The sequence below is a fragment of the Ruegeria sp. AK11 genome (assembly GCF_056541095.1).
In genome coordinates, this window is record NZ_JBQFXU010000017.1 from 18291 (window position 1) to 33069 (window position 14779).

Genomic DNA, 14779 nt, shown 5'->3' on the forward strand with positions numbered 1-14779 from the left:
GTGATTTATTTATTGACTCGAAATTCGAATCTTGTGATGGTTTTTATGTGAGATCGGGCCGGTTTTCGCCCGATCAAACGTATGCCCGGAAGGGCATTGGGAAAACTGGGAGGACTACCGATGAAACTTGCGAAACTTGCAGGCGCCACGGCGCTGGCGGTTACGGCCATGGCAAGCAGTGCAATGGCCGAAGGTGAAACCGTTTGCCTGATCACCAAGACGGATACCAACCCTTTCTTTGTTAAAATGAGAGAGGGTGCCACAGCTAAAGCCGAAGAGCTTGGCATGACGCTGAAAGCCTTTGCCGGCAAAGTCGACGGAGACCACGAAACTCAGGTTCAGGCCATTGAAACCTGCATTCTGGATGGCGCAAAGGGTATCCTGCTGACCGCGTCGGATACGTCGTCCATCGTTCCGGCGGTGCAGCAGGCCCGCGATGCCGGGCTGCTGGTGATTGCGCTGGACACCCCACTTGAGCCTATCGACTCGGCCGACGCGACCTTTGCCACCGACAATTTCCTTGCGGGGCTTCTGATCGGACAATGGGCAAAAGCCACTCTGGGAGATGCGGCAAACGACGCCAAAATCGCCACGTTGGACCTTGCGGTCAGCCAGCCCACTGTGGATGTGCTTCGCAATCAGGGGTTCCTGCAGGGGTTCGGTGTTGATCTGGCCGATCCGAACGTGATTGGCGATGAAGACGACCCGCGTCTTGTTGGCAGCGATGTCACCGCTGGCAACGAAGAAGGCGGCCGCCGCGCGATGGAGAACCTGCTGGCCAAAGACCCGATGATCAACGTGGTGCATACCATCAACGAACCGGCGGCAGCGGGTGCTTACGAGGCGCTCAAGGCTATCGGGCGCGAAAATGACGTGCTGATCGTTTCCGTCGATGGCGGCTGCCCCGGCGTGCAGAACGTGGCGGACGGGGTCATCGGCGCAACATCCCAGCAATACCCGCTGCTGATGGCATCGCTGGGCGTTGAGGCTGTCAAGAAATGGGCGGACGAAGGGACGAAACCCGAGAACACACCCGGTAAGGACTTTTTTGACACTGGCGTGGCGCTTGTGACGGATAAGGCCGCCGACGGCGTCGAGTCCATCTCGGTTCAGGAAGGCATGGACCTCTGCTGGGGTTAAGCTGAACGTGTGGAAGGCCGCTGCGCGGCCTTCCACTTATCAAAACCACCCACACGCCCGAAACCTTGCTAAAGTCGTCATAAACCTGACGCTTTGGGGGAAGTTCCATGTCCGATTCTTCACGACAAGCCGACGATTTCGAAACCGCCGCAAAGGGCAGCCCAGAGCAAGTTGCCGAATTTGACGATCACCAACGCGGATTTGTCGGAACGGTTCAGCATTTTCTGCATGTGAACCCGTCGCTGGTCCCGCTGATCGTCCTTGTCGCTGCAATCGTCATCTTTGGTGTCTTGCTGGGCCCCAAGTTCTTTTCGCCCTTTGCGCTGACATTGATCCTGCAACAGGTTCAGATCGTCGGGATCGTGGCCGCGGCGCAGAGCCTTGTGATCCTGACCGCAGGCATCGACCTGAGTGTTGGGGCCATCATGGTGATGTCGTCGGTTGTGATGGGGCAATTCACTTTCCGCTATGGAATGCCGCCTTCGGTTGCGATTGTGTGCGGCCTTGCTGTTGGCTCGGCAATCGGGGCCTTGAACGGGTTTCTGGTCAGTCGCATCAAGCTGCCGCCTTTCATCGTCACCCTTGGCATGTGGCAGATCGTTCTTGCGGCGAATTTTCTTTATTCACAAAACGAAACGATCCGGTCGCAGGAGATCGAGGAACACGCCGCCATCCTGCAACTGTTTGGTGCCAAGTTTAACCTGGGCGGGGCGGTGTTTACCGTTGGTGTTGTCTTCATGCTGGCGCTGATCCTCGTCCTTGCATACGCGTTGCGGCACACGGCCTGGGGCAGGCATGTCTATGCCGTCGGGGATGACCCCGAAGCGGCAGAACTGTCTGGTGTCAACGTGCACCGCACGCTGATATCCGTGTACATGCTGTCCGGGCTGATCTGCGCCTTTGCGGGCTGGGCCCTGATTGGCCGGATCGGGTCGGTTTCGCCAACCTCGGGCCAGCTGGCCAATATCGAAAGCATCACGGCGGTCGTGATCGGAGGGATATCGCTGTTTGGCGGTCGCGGGTCTATTCTGGGGTCCCTGTTCGGTGCCCTGATCGTGGGTGTCTTTACGCTTGGGCTGCGGTTGCTGGGCGCAGATGCACAATGGACGTTCCTGCTGATCGGCATCCTTATCATCGCAGCGGTCGCGGTCGACCAGTGGATCAGAAAGGTAGCAGCCTGATGGAACCCATTCTCAAAGGACGGAACCTTGTGAAACGCTACGGCAAGGTGACTGCGCTGGATCACTGCGATTTTGACCTGATGCCGGGTGAGATTCTGGCGGTGATCGGCGACAATGGCGCGGGTAAGTCGACGCTGATCAAGGCAGTGTCCGGCGCAGTGACGCCAGACGAAGGCGATGTTTGGCTGGAAGGTCAAAAGGTGAATTTCCATTCCCCGATCGACGCGCGTGAAGCCGGTATTGAAACCGTCTACCAGACGCTTGCCATGTCCCCTGCCCTGTCGATTGCGGACAATATGTTCATGGGGCGGGAAATTCGGCGAAAGGGGCCATTGGGATCATGGCTTCGAATGCTAGACCGTCCGGCAATGGAAAAGTTCGCCCGCGAAAAGCTGAGCGAACTGGGTCTGATGACCATCCAGAATATCAATCAGGCCGTCGAAACCCTGTCGGGTGGACAGCGCCAGGGCGTTGCCGTGGCACGCGCGGCGGCATTCGGATCCAAGGTCATCATTCTGGACGAACCGACAGCAGCACTGGGCGTAAAGGAAAGCCGCAGAGTCCTTGAACTGATCCAGGATGTGAAATCACGCGGCATTCCGATCATCCTGATCAGCCACAACATGCCTCATGTTTTCGAAGTCGCAGACCGGATTCACGTGCACAGGCTGGGAAAACGCCTGTGTGTGATTGACCCCAAGGACTATTCGATGTCCGACGCCGTAGCATTCATGACCGGGGCCAAGGACGCACCGCCCGAGGATCAGGCTGCATGACCGGTGGCAGCACCGCCCCTGACGTTCTGGCCGACAGCATCGTCGACGCCGTTGAGGCGCTGCCGCCGGCCCGACACCGGCAACTTGTCGCGATTGCCGGCCCGCCCGGATCCGGGAAAAGCACCGTTGCCAGCCTTGCCACAGCCAAGCTGAACCGGCGCGGTGTGTCAGCAGGGCTTGTGCCAATGGACGGTTTTCACTTTGACAACGCGATCCTGAAAGAACGTGGGCTTTTCCCGCGCAAGGGCGCGCCGGAAACCTTCGATCTTGCCGGGTTTCGTGCCTTGCTTGTGCGTTTGCGCACCGAAGATGAAGTTGCAATTCCGGGCTTCGACCGAAAGCTTGATCTGGCAATCGCTGCCCGATCAATGATCTCGCCTGATCAGCGGGTCATTCTGGTTGAAGGCAATTACCTTTTGCTGGATGAACCGGGCTGGTCGGGCCTTCACTCCCTATGGGCGCTCAAGGTGTTTCTGGGCGTCGATCTTGCAACACTGGAAACCCGGCTCACCGACCGGTGGGTTGGGTTTGGGCTGGACAAACAGGCCGCAAGAGAGCGGGCGCTTTCAAACGACATTCCGAATGCCGAGCGGGTGATCCGGAACTCGGTACAAGGCGACCTGAACCTGTGACATCTTAGGGCAGGTCAGTCAGAGCGCCCGTGTCACCTGTCTAGTAGGTGGGCGGAACAAGACCGGCCTGAAACCACTTCACGAAAGACACGATAGAAAACACGGGCAGCCCTGTGGCGCGCTGAATATCGGGCGCGTAGGGGCACATATTCGTGCATTCCAGCACGATCGCGCCAAGATCGGTGTGTTCCGATGTCAGGGCCATTGCGGCTTCGACATTGTCTTTGCGGGCCTTTTCCACATCAAGACCAAGCTCATTTCCAAGGATTGCGCGGGTGAACTCCGCCCCGCCTTCGGTTGTGCCGATAGGCGTGTCCAATGGAACATTGGCGGCCAGCAAGTGATCTTGGGTCAGAGTGGAGGCTGATATGGTCAGAACCCCGGCGCGTTTTCCCGCCGGCAGGATGCGGTTGACCATTTCAACCTGCATCAGGGACGATGTGGCCACCGGAACCGGGACCGCCTGGGCCAGCTCTTTTTGGAACAGCGACAGAAACCCGCAATTGGTGGTAATCCCGTCCACACCATCTTTGACAAGCTCCTGCGCCGCGTCGATGAACACGTCGAGCATGCCTTCGGCTTTGTGCCGTACCACCCGATCCGGCGAGGCATCACGCACAATGCGGTAGTGAACCGGAAAGGGCCAGGTCTGCGCGTTGCCCATATCGCCGGGAATGCGGGGAAAGCGGGCATCCAGCATCAGAATGCCGACAGACGCACCGTAGATGGATTTTCCGCCCTGCGCGATCATCCCTCAACCTCCTCGATGATACGGGTCGAAATATCGTCCGACCCTTCCATGTAGATGTTCGAAATCCCGTGACGCACGGCATCCTGCACCTGATCCATACGCTTGGAGATATGTGCAGCCAGAACCCGTGCCGCCTCATCCGCGTTCCGGTCCATCAAAGCCTGCATGACGCGTTTGTGTTCGTCCTTTGAGCGTTGCACGCGGTCCAGGCTCATGGAAATCCAACGGATATAGCGGATACGGTCGTTGATCCGCGTCAGGGTTTGCAACAGTTCCATATTCCCCGACAGCTTCGCGATACCCAAATGAAACGCCTCATCCCGGTTGACGGCTTCTTCGACAGTCAGACCGGTGATGTCGATGCCCGTTGCGTAAAGCTCGTCCCGCAACAGCTGCAGGTCTTCGTCCGATGCCTTGGCACAGGCCGCACGCGCCGCCGCTGTTTCGATGATCTGGCGCAGTTCGAACAGGTCGAACACGCTTTGCGCGTCCAGCGGGCGGCAGAAAAAGCCTTGTCCGGGGCGGAAGTCGAAAAGCCGTTCGGCAACCAGACGGTTCAACGCCTCGCGCAGCGGGGTGCGGCTGACGCCCAGATCCCTGGACAACGCCACTTCGTTCAGGCGGTCGCCGGGGCGCAGGCGAAACGAAACCGCCATCGCCTTGACCTGATCATAGATATCATCGACGCGCGGACCAGCCATTACCCCTGCCCTTCTTCGTTTGAATCACAGGTGCCACACGTTGAGCTTGAAATCAATATACAAAACTGTATACAGTCCTGAGCACAGGTTTGACACAAGGGACTCGCAACCATGACAGGGACAAATTTTCTGACCGGAGCCGAAGCTATGGTGCGTATGCTTGAAGCGCATGGTGTGACGCATATGTTTGGCCTGTGCGGCGATACCACTTTACCCTTTTATGATGCCCTTGCCCGGATGGATCACGGCATTCAGCACATCCTGACACGGGACGAGAGGCACGCGGCCTATATGGCGGATGGCTATGCCCGCGTCACCGGCAAGCCCGGCGTGTGCGAGGGCCCGTCCGGCGGTGGTGCGACCTATATCTTGCCCGGAGTGGTCGAGGCCAACGAAAGCTCGGTTCCGATATTGGCAATCACGTCGGATGTGGCGACGACCAGCCGCGGTAAATACCCGTTGACCGAACTGGATCAGCCTGCGCTGTTCCGGCCTCTGGCCAAATGGAACACATCCCTCGACGACGCAGCGCGGCTTCCGGCCATGGTTCGGGCCGCCTTCAGGGCGATGACGACCGGCACGCCCGGTGCGACGCATCTGGCGCTGCCGTTTGACACGCAGAAGGGGCAGGTAGACGAGGCTGAAATCTGGGCGGATGACAGGCACCGCAGCTATCCCGCTGAACGGGCCGCACCTGACCCGGACGCCATCGAAGCAGCGGCTGCCATTCTTGCAGGGGCCAAATCCGCGGTTGCGGTCTGTGGTGGCGGGCCGGTTTTGTCCCGGGCGACCGATGCGCTGCGCCGGGTTGCAGGCCTGCTGGACATGCCCGTGGCCACGACCGTGTCGGGTCAGGGGTCCATTGCCGAGACCGACCCGCTTGCCCTGGGCGTTGTCGGGTCGAACGGGGGCATCCCGGCAACCCGCGCAGTCGTGGATCAGGCCGATGTCGTTTTGTTCATTGGCTGCCGCGCCGGTTCGGTCACAACGGAACGGTGGCGAAGCCCCGGGCGCAGCACCACGATCATCCATATCGACAGCGATCCGATGGTGATCGGCGCCAATTACCAGACCGAAGTGGCTATCTGCGCTGATGCCCGTCTGGCGCTGGAGGCTTTGGCGCTGGCACTGGAAAACCGGCAGGACCTGACCAGCCAAGGCGGAGCAGCCAAAGCCCGCGCCGCTTGGGAGGCCAAGAGGACCGCGTTCGCCCCGCTGGCCGCAAGTCGCGAGACGCCGATCCGGCCCGAGGCTGTCATGGCGTCCTTGATGGACATTCTGGATGACGACTCGATTGTGGTCGCTGACCCCGGCACCCCCTGCCCCTATTTCAGCGCATATTACCGCTGGCGGAAACCGGGGCGCCATTTCATCACCAACCGGGCACATGGGGCGCTGGGGTATTCGCTGGGCGCGGCCATGGGGGCACATGTCGGGCGGCCATCGGTTAAAACCCTGTCGGTCATGGGCGATGGCTCGTTCGGGTTCACCTGCGGCGAGTTTGAAACGATGGTCCGGCACAATATGCCAATCACTTCGATCGTCTTCTCGAACTCAGTCTTCGGATGGATCAAGGCTGGCCAGAAAGCGGGATTTGGTCAGCGCTATTACAATGTTGATTTCAACCGGACAGACCACGCCGCTGTTGCGGCGGCCTTTGGCGTCAAATCCTGGACCGTCAAAGACCCCGAGGATCTGACGCGCGTGCTGAAACAGGCGATTGAGCATGACGGCCCAACACTTGTCGACATTCACTCACAGCCGCTTCACGAAGCGGCCGCACCGGTCTCGGAATGGGTCGCGTAAGCGGCAATTGACGGGGTCAACTGGGCCAGAAATTCCTGCGCAATCGTGGACAGAGGGCGTCCCTTTGCCGTGATGATCGCAAGATCCAGCATGACTGGCGGCGCAAATGGGCGGGTCAGATACCCGCTCTCGTCGTCAAAGGTCACGGTAAAGGGGTCGATCATCGCGACCCCCATACCCTGTTTTACAAAGCTCAGCAGGTTTTCGGAAAGATGGGTGTGTATCTGGGTGCGCCATGTGTGACCGGATGTCTGAAAGATGTCGCGGGTCCGGCGATGGGTCTGATGTTCCGGCCCCATTACGATGAAGGGTTCGTTTTCCAATATCTCTGGCGTCAGAACGTCGTGCTCGGCCAAGGGACTGCCCTCAGGAAAAGTCGCGAGCGTTTCAAACTGAAACTCCTGATAGTTCAGTGTGTCATGCAGAATGGGCATCTCGACAATACCGATTTCAAACAGGCCCGAGATGACCCATTCCTGAATCTTGGATGAATATTGCGACTGAAAGCTGACAGACAGGTTGGGGCGCGTTTTGGCAAACCGCGCGATCTCGCGGGGCATGAAACCAAAGGACAACAGGTGCGGCGCGGCAACCTGCAACTGTCCGGGATGTTTGTTTTGCAAATCGGTCACGGCCTGCGCCACGTGGTCCAGCCCGCGCACGACCGTGTCGACCTCGCGAAATAGCATCTCGGCCTCAGGGGTTGGCAGCAATCGGCCTTTTGTCCGTTCAAACAGAGGCAGACGCGCTTCGCGTTCAAGCTGTGCCAGAAGGTTGCTGATGCCGGGTTGCGATATCCCAAGAACCGAGGCCGCGCCGGTCACAGTTCCGGTTTCCATTATGGCATGAAAAGCCTGAAGTTGGCGAAAGCGCAGGGACAACGATGATCACATCACTTTTTCTGATGAACTTACGAAAATATAGTATTTGAAATGATAGTCCGGTCAAGGCAGGCTTTCCCCATCGACAGGGGGCGAAATGAGCAATCTGGCACAGAAAATCATCGGTTATGACCTGTGGCATCTTGAACTTCCGGTCACATCCCGCCGGGATCACGGCATCGGATCGGTTGAAGGCGTTTGCGAAGTCGTCATCCTGCGCCTGACATCCGAGGATGGCACCCAAGGGTATGGCGAGGCGTCGCCCTGGTCGGTATTCACCGGAACACCCGAAGCGAGTTTTGCCGCGCTGGACCGTTATCTGCGCCCTCACGTTCTTGGGGCATGCGTTGGGGATCGGGCCGCCATCATGGCACGTGCGGCTTACGCCGTGGCACATTGCACCGAAGCCAAGGCCGCGCTGGAAACCGCGCTGTTGGATTTGGCAGGCCGGATCAGCGGTGTTCCGGTCTGGTCCTTGTTGGGTGGTCGCTTCCGCGACAGCATTCCGCTGAGTTGTTCCATCGCAAATCCCGACTTTGCCCAGGACATCGAACTATTGGCACGCCTGCGTGAGGATGGTGTTCGGATTGTCAAACTCAAGACCGGGTTCAAGGATCACGCCTTCGACATCATGCGGCTGGAGTACCTTGCCCAGAACTACCCGGAGCTCTCGGTCCGCGTGGACTATAATCAAGGGCTCAGCATTGATGATGCGCCATCGCAGGTGCGGGACGTCGCTCAGTTCAAACCGGATTTCATTGAACAACCTGTCCGCGCCCATCAGTTTGGCATGATGGCAAAGCTGCGGCAGATGACGGATGTTCCCCTTCTGGCCGACGAAAGCGTCTTTGGCCCCGAAGACATGGAGCGCGCGGCACGCGAAGGGATCTGCGACGGGGTTTCGGTGAAGATCATGAAGTCAGGCGGCCCGACCCGCGGGCAGACGGTTGCGCGCATCGCTGCGGCCCATGGCCTGACGGCCTATGGAGGTGACATGTTCGAGGCTGGCCTGGCCCATTTGGCGGGCACGCACATGATTGCCGCGACACCGGAAATCTCTCTGGGCTGTGAGTTTTATCAGGCGTCCTATTTCCTGAAAGAGGACATTCTGGAGCAGCCATTTCAGGTCAAGGACGGTCAGGTTTGCGTGCCTCAAGGCCCCGGACTTGGCGGAAGACCCGATCTGACCAAACTGAATCATTATGCGGTTGCCAAGGCGGTGACAGAATGACGGAAAAGAAAACCATAGCCATCATAGGGGCCGGAATTGTCGGCGTTTCGACTGCGGTTTGGCTGCAGCGGGATGGTCACAATGTGATCCTGATCGACAAGGCAGGCCCTGCCGAAGGTACCTCGCACGGGAATGGCGGGGTATTGGCCTCATGTTCGATCGTACCGGTAACAGTCCCCGGATTGTTGGGAAAAGCACCGAAGATGCTGATGAGCCCCTCGCAACCGTTGTTCCTGAAATGGGGGTATTTACCAAAGCTTCTTCCGTGGCTTTGGAAATACCTCAGACATGCAAACGCCGCCGACGTCGAGAGGATCGCCGCAGCACTGACATCCATCGTTGGCGACAGTCTGAATGATCACAAGGCGCTGGCGGCCGGAACGGGGGCGGAAAAGTGGCTGGTTCCTTCAGATTACCTGTTTCTTTACAGGGATCGCGCACATTTTGAGGAAGATGCCTTTGGTTGGGATATCCGGCGCAGGAACGGGTTTCAGTGGGACGAATTGGAAGGTCACGCCTTCCATGAATATGACCCGGTTTACAGTCAGGGCATCGGATTTGCCGCCCGGCTTTCGGATCATGGCCACATCACCGACCCCGGCCGGTACGTGAAAGACCTTGCCGCGCATGTTGAGGCGAACGGCGGTCGCTTCATACGCGCAAATGTCGAAGATGTGGTTCGGGAAAACGGACATGTCACCGGTGTTCGGGCCGGTGGCGAGACAATTGCTTGTGACGCAGCCGTCGTGACGGCCGGGATCTGGTCGGGCCCATTGGCAAAGCGCTTGGGAGTTTTTGTTCCTCTTGAAAGCGAACGTGGTTATCATCTTGAATTGGTAGAGCCTTCCGCGATGCCGCGCAGCCCGGTTATGGTTGTCTCGGGCAAGTTCGTTGCGACACCGATGGATGGGCGCATTCGCCTGGCGGGCATTGTCGAGTTCGGAGGGCTGGATGCGCCGCCCTCGCGCGCACCATTCGAGTTGATGCGCAAAAATGCCCGGGTGGCGTTCCCGGGCGTGACATGGAAGGAGGAAGTGGAATGGATGGGGCACAGGCCCGCCCCGGCTGACTCGATCCCGGTCATTGGCGATGTGCCCGGTATCAAAGGGGCCTATATGGGCTTTGGGCATCACCATATCGGCCTGACAGGCGGGCCAAAAACCGGGCGCCTTCTGGCGCAGATGATTGCGGGCAGAACGCCAAATGTCGACATGAGCGTCTACGCGCCGTCACGATACGCAAAATAACAAACAAACCGGTGAAAAACGCCGGTGTTTCCAAATTCAACAGGGAGAAGAATGATGAAGAAACTGACGAACCTTCTGGCGGCAACTGCGCTGACTGCCACCGCTGCTGCACCCGCCATGGCCGAAAAATGGGACATGCCGATGGCCTATTCGGCATCAAACTTCCACTCGGCCACGGGTGCAGAATTTGCCAAATGCGTCACCACCGGCACCGGTGGTGAGATCGAAATCGTCACGCACCCGTCCGGATCGCTGTTCAAGGGCGCCGACATCAAACGCGCGATCCAGACCGGACAAGCCCCGATCGGTGAGCGGTTGCTGTCCGGACATCAGAACGAAAACGCATTGTTCGGGTTTGATTCCATCCCGTTTCTTGCAACTTCATTCGACGACAGCGCCAAGCTTTGGGAAGCGGCCAAACCTTCGATCGAAGGCCTGCTGGCTGAACAAAACCTGACACTGCTTTATGCAGTGCCGTGGCCGCCGCAGGGTCTTTATTTCAAAAACGAGGTGAACTCGGTCGCCGAGATGAAGGGTATCAAGTTCCGCTCGTACAACAACGCCACTTCGCGGCTGGCCGAGTTGACCGGGATGCTGCCGGTCACCATCGAAGCGGCTGAAATCAGCCAGGCTTTTGCAACCGGGGTCGCGGATTCAATGATATCGTCGGGTTCGACCGGATATGACCGCAAGGTTTGGGAAAGCCTGAACTATTTCTACGAGGTCGACGCCTGGCTGCCGCGCAACTACGTGATGGTCAATTCCGACGTCTGGTCTGGTGTGTCCGATGCCAACAAGAACGTCATCAAAGGCTGTGCGGAACTGGCGGAATATGCCGGGAACTGGCGCGCCAAGGAATACACCGGCTTTACGTTGCAAGGCCTGCGGGATGGCGGCATGACCGTCGGCCCGGCATCGGATCAGATGGTGCAGGAATTGAAAGAGATTGGCGTGACCATGACCAATGAGTGGCTGGAGGCCGCTGGGGACGAAGGCAAGGCCATCGTCGACGCCTTCAATTCGTCGCAGTAATCCTCTCGGAGCGGGCGGTGGCATATCCTGCCGCCCGTTTCACATCCAATCAGAACACAGCGGGGACGGCATGGCGGTTTTGCGAGGGCTTCGGTCCGTATTGGATTTCATTTATCTGGCGGCAGGGGTTCTGGCGGCGCTCAGCCTGATTGCCATATTGCTGCTGATCGTGGTGCAGATGCTGGCCCGCTGGACCGGCGAAGTGTTTCCCGGCGCACCGGACTATGCCGGTTATGCGATGGCTGCCGCCTCTTTTCTGGCTTTTGCCAACGCGCTGAACCGGGGCAGTCACATCCGTGTATCGATCCTGCTGAACGCAGTGCCGGACGGGGTGCGGCGCGTTCTTGAGGTTTGGTGTTTTGCCATTGGCACGGCTGTTATGTGGTATTTCTGTTGGTATGCCTATCGCTTTGTCTACTGGAGCTGGAAATTCAACGATGTCAGCCAGGGGCAGGATAGAACCGCCCTTTGGATCCCTCAATCGGCGATGCTGATCGGTGCCGTGATCCTTGCCATCGCCCTGACGGATCATCTGATCCATGTCCTGTTCCGCGGTGAACATCGCATCATCCGCGATCTGGCCGATCAGAGTCACGGAGAGTAAGCGCATGGAAAACCTGGCCGTTATCATCCTCTTCCTCTTTGTGCTTTTTACCCTGTTGGGCACCGGTGTGTGGGTCGGACTGGCCCTGATGGGGGTTGCCTGGGTCGGGATGGAGCTGTTCACGACACGCCCCGTGGGTGACGTCATGATCACGACCATCTGGTCGGCATCGTCCTCGTGGACCCTGACCGCCCTGCCGATGTTCATCTGGATGGGCGAGATCCTGTACCGAACGCGATTGTCCGAGGACATGTTCAAGGGACTGTCGCCCTGGATGGCCCCCCTGCCCGGTGGTCTGGTGCATACGAATATCGTTGGATGTACTGTCTTTGCCGCTGTCTCGGGGTCATCGGCGGCAACCCTGACGACCGTCGGAAAGATGTCGATCCCCGAGTTGCGCAAACGCAATTACCCCGAACGGATGATCATCGGCACGTTGACCGGTGCCGCGACGTTGGGGCTGATGATCCCGCCCTCGCTGACCCTGATTGTGTACGGGGTGACGATCAATGAATCGATCACCAAGCTGTTCTTTGCCGGTATCCTCCCCGGTCTTGTTCTTGCGGCGATGTTCATGGGCTATGTCGCGCTGTATTCCAAGCTGGGAAAGGACTGGAACCCAAACGACGAAAGCAAGCTGAGCTTTTCCGAGAAAGTCAAAAACTCACGCTTTCTGCTGCCTGTGATCCTGCTGATCACAGTTGTCATCGGCTCGATGTATCTGGGCTATGCCACCGCGACCGAAGCCGCGGCTTTCGGCGTGATCGGGGGGCTTTTGCTGGCCGCCGGTCAAGGGTCGCTGACTTGGAAGACCTTTACCGAAAGCCTGATGGGGGCCACGCGCACCAGCGCGATGATCGCCCTGATCCTTGCGGGGGCGGCCTTTTTGTCGCTGTCGATGGGGTTCACCGGCCTGCCGCGCGGACTGGCCGACCTGATCGCAGGATGGGACCTGACTCGGTTCGAGCTGCTGATGGTGTTGCTGGTTTTCTACATCATTCTGGGATGCTTTCTGGACGGGATATCCTCGGTCGTGCTCACCATGGCCGTGGTTGAACCGATGATCCGTGACGCCGGGATCGACCTGATCTGGTTCGGCATCTTCATCGTGGTTGTTGTCGAGATGGCGCAAATCACACCGCCAATCGGGTTCAACCTGTTCGTGATGCAGGGCATGACAAACCACGAGATGAGCTATATCGCACGCGCCGCGATCCCGATGTTCCTGATCATGGTATTGATGGTTTTCATCCTCATCTGGTTCCCGGATCTGGCGACATGGCTGCCGGAAAATCTGCGCCAAAGCCCGGGCGGGTAGAACGGCCTTGAACCCGCTTCATCTGGCGGCGCGCCATGGCCCTCATGTTCTGATCGCCGGGCTGGCGGCTGGCCTTCTGCTCCCGTCTCTGGCCGAGCCGATGCGAAACCTGCTGCCGCCACTGGTCGTGTTGTTGCTGTTCGTCACAGTCCTCAGGATGAACCCTGAAACCATTCTCGGGTCGCTGAGTGATCTGCAGAAGGTTGCATTCACGGTCATCGGGTTTCAATTCGTGATGCCGCTGATCGTGCTGGCCATCGGGTTCGCGGGCGGATGGGCTGGAACGCCTGTCCTTTTGTCCCTGCTGATCATGGCGGCGGCCCCGTCCATTTCAGGCAGTCCAAATATGTGCCTGATGATGGGTCATCCGCCTGAACACGCGATGCGGCTGATGGTTGTGGGTACGGCCCTGTTGCCGCTGACCGCGTTGCCGGTATTTCTGCTCATGCCTGAACTGGGGGATATTCAATCTGTCTTGCGGGCCGGGTTGCACTTGCTGCTGACCATCGTAACTGCAACCGGTGCCGCCATCGTCATACGGCGCACAGTTCTGCGCGCACCTTCACCCGCGACGCTGCTGAACCTCGAAGGGTTGGGAACGCTCACCCTGGCCGTCTTCGTCATCGGGCTGATGCCATCGGTCAGCGCCACGGCCCTGAACAACCCAGCCATTGCAGCCTTCTGGATCGCGCTCGCCTGTCTGGCCAATTTCGGGGCGCAAGCCGTTGCATTTTACCTGAGCCGAAACCGGCTGCCCGCAGACAAATCGACCGCGATATCGATCATCGCGGGAAACCGGAACATCGCCATTTTCTTTGTCGCTCTGCCACCTGATGTCACCACCCCGATCATGGCATTCATCGGCGCTTATCAGATCCCGATGTACCTGACGCCCATGATCATGCGACGCCTTTACAGCAAGAACCACCTTCCCGCGTAACGGCTTCTGCGCTTCAGATCACCTAGTGGGTCTTAGGTGCAATCCCGGATCACAAAGTGCTTCGTCGTTTCCTCGATGACTTCCCAATAGCCGCGAAACCCATTCGGGATCAGAAAACTCGCCCCGTCGCGAAAATCCTGACGGGTGCCGTCTTCGTGGATCAAAGCGCAATGGCCTTTGACAATATAGCAATATTCGTCCTTGTCCGTGAACGCATGCCATTTTCCGGGCGTCGAGGTCCATGTGCCCGCCGACAACGTGCCATCCGGACTGGTAAAATGCACCCCGATCTGGTGATGCGGATCGCCTTCGACAACGCGGTCCGGAAGATCGGCCAGGCGCCGTTCGCTGCGTGTTGCGGGCGCACCGAAGAGATTGAGGACCTGGGGTGTCATGACATCATACCTTCCTGCTGAGCGTGTATTTCAAAACAGCACGACCCTCCTGATGCGCGTTGATGGCCCCTTTTGTGATGCGGGGGTCGTTGCCTTCGCTGAGGGCGATTATGGGACGGGTGGCCGGAGCGTTTTGCCGCAACA

At 58.7% G+C, this 14779-nt stretch carries 15 protein-coding genes; 11 read left to right on the forward strand and 4 right to left on the reverse strand.

Going from position 1 to position 14779, the window contains the following annotated elements; translation table 11 throughout:
- Positions 1 to 120 precede the first annotated feature (120 nt).
- From ACR0D9_RS19835 to ACR0D9_RS19850, 4 genes are all read left to right on the forward strand, one after another.
- The gene (locus ACR0D9_RS19835) at positions 121 to 1140 is read left to right on the forward strand and encodes a substrate-binding domain-containing protein (protein WP_480489243.1); all 1020 of its coding nucleotides are present in this window, start codon (positions 121 to 123) and stop codon (positions 1138 to 1140) included.
- A 107-nt stretch (positions 1141 to 1247) separates the two neighbouring features.
- Positions 1248 to 2321, forward strand: a complete 1074-nt coding sequence (locus ACR0D9_RS19840; RefSeq protein ID WP_480489245.1) for an ABC transporter permease — start codon at positions 1248 to 1250, stop codon at positions 2319 to 2321.
- Entirely contained in the window at positions 2321 to 3097 is a 777-nt protein-coding gene (locus ACR0D9_RS19845; RefSeq protein WP_480484881.1) for an ATP-binding cassette domain-containing protein, read from the forward strand. The genes ACR0D9_RS19840 and ACR0D9_RS19845 overlap by 1 nt, the downstream gene beginning before the upstream one ends.
- A complete protein-coding gene (locus ACR0D9_RS19850; protein WP_480540000.1) occupies positions 3094 to 3729 on the forward strand; it encodes a nucleoside/nucleotide kinase family protein in 636 nt (211 codons plus the stop codon). Before ACR0D9_RS19845 ends, ACR0D9_RS19850 begins: the two co-directional genes overlap by 4 nt.
- A 40-nt stretch (positions 3730 to 3769) precedes the next feature.
- Here ACR0D9_RS19850 and ACR0D9_RS19855 read toward each other — a convergent pair whose 3' ends face one another.
- Positions 3770 to 4480 (reverse strand): aspartate/glutamate racemase family protein, encoded by a 711-nt coding sequence (locus ACR0D9_RS19855; protein ID WP_480484883.1) that lies wholly within the window; start codon positions 4478 to 4480, stop codon positions 3770 to 3772.
- Positions 4477 to 5181: a GntR family transcriptional regulator gene (locus tag ACR0D9_RS19860; protein ID WP_267365469.1), complete on the reverse strand. Its 705-nt coding sequence runs from the start codon at positions 5179 to 5181 to the stop codon at positions 4477 to 4479. Before ACR0D9_RS19860 ends, ACR0D9_RS19855 begins: the two co-directional genes overlap by 4 nt.
- Before the next feature lie 111 nt (positions 5182 to 5292).
- On the opposite strand from ACR0D9_RS19860, the gene ACR0D9_RS19865 reads away from it, so the two are divergent.
- Positions 5293 to 6987, forward strand: a complete 1695-nt coding sequence (locus ACR0D9_RS19865; protein WP_480484885.1) for a thiamine pyrophosphate-binding protein — start codon at positions 5293 to 5295, stop codon at positions 6985 to 6987.
- Here ACR0D9_RS19865 and ACR0D9_RS19870 read toward each other — a convergent pair.
- Positions 6948 to 7868 carry a LysR family transcriptional regulator gene (locus tag ACR0D9_RS19870; RefSeq protein WP_480484886.1) on the reverse strand — a complete coding sequence of 307 codons (921 nt, stop codon included), beginning with the start codon at positions 7866 to 7868 and terminating at the stop codon, positions 6948 to 6950. The two genes, ACR0D9_RS19865 and ACR0D9_RS19870, sit on opposite strands and share 40 nt — an antisense overlap.
- A gap of 97 nt (positions 7869 to 7965) precedes the next feature.
- Between ACR0D9_RS19870 and ACR0D9_RS19875 the strand changes: the two genes are divergently transcribed.
- From ACR0D9_RS19875 to ACR0D9_RS19900, 6 genes are all read left to right on the forward strand, one after another.
- Positions 7966 to 9099, forward strand: coding sequence for an enolase C-terminal domain-like protein (locus ACR0D9_RS19875; RefSeq protein ID WP_480540002.1), 1134 nt, complete (start codon positions 7966 to 7968; stop codon positions 9097 to 9099).
- Positions 9096 to 10346, forward strand: a complete 1251-nt coding sequence (locus ACR0D9_RS19880; protein ID WP_480540004.1) for an NAD(P)/FAD-dependent oxidoreductase — start codon at positions 9096 to 9098, stop codon at positions 10344 to 10346. The genes ACR0D9_RS19875 and ACR0D9_RS19880 overlap by 4 nt, the downstream gene beginning before the upstream one ends.
- A gap of 54 nt (positions 10347 to 10400) precedes the next feature.
- Positions 10401 to 11378: a TRAP transporter substrate-binding protein gene (locus ACR0D9_RS19885; protein ID WP_480489255.1), complete on the forward strand. Its 978-nt coding sequence runs from the start codon at positions 10401 to 10403 to the stop codon at positions 11376 to 11378.
- Between the two features lie 70 nt (positions 11379 to 11448).
- The gene (locus ACR0D9_RS19890; RefSeq protein WP_209508234.1) at positions 11449 to 11982 is read left to right on the forward strand and encodes a TRAP transporter small permease; all 534 of its coding nucleotides are present in this window, start codon (positions 11449 to 11451) and stop codon (positions 11980 to 11982) included.
- A gap of 4 nt (positions 11983 to 11986) precedes the next feature.
- Entirely contained in the window at positions 11987 to 13300 is a 1314-nt protein-coding gene (locus ACR0D9_RS19895) for a TRAP transporter large permease (protein WP_480489259.1), read from the forward strand.
- Positions 13301 to 13307: 7 nt separating this feature from the next.
- On the forward strand, positions 13308 to 14240 hold the full coding sequence (locus tag ACR0D9_RS19900; protein ID WP_480540006.1) for a hypothetical protein: 933 nt from the start codon (positions 13308 to 13310) through the stop codon (positions 14238 to 14240).
- A gap of 32 nt (positions 14241 to 14272) precedes the next feature.
- Here the strand turns inward: ACR0D9_RS19900 and ACR0D9_RS19905 are convergent, their stop codons facing one another.
- Positions 14273 to 14635, reverse strand: coding sequence for a cupin domain-containing protein (locus ACR0D9_RS19905; RefSeq protein ID WP_480540008.1), 363 nt, complete (start codon positions 14633 to 14635; stop codon positions 14273 to 14275).
- Positions 14636 to 14779 lie beyond the last annotated feature (144 nt).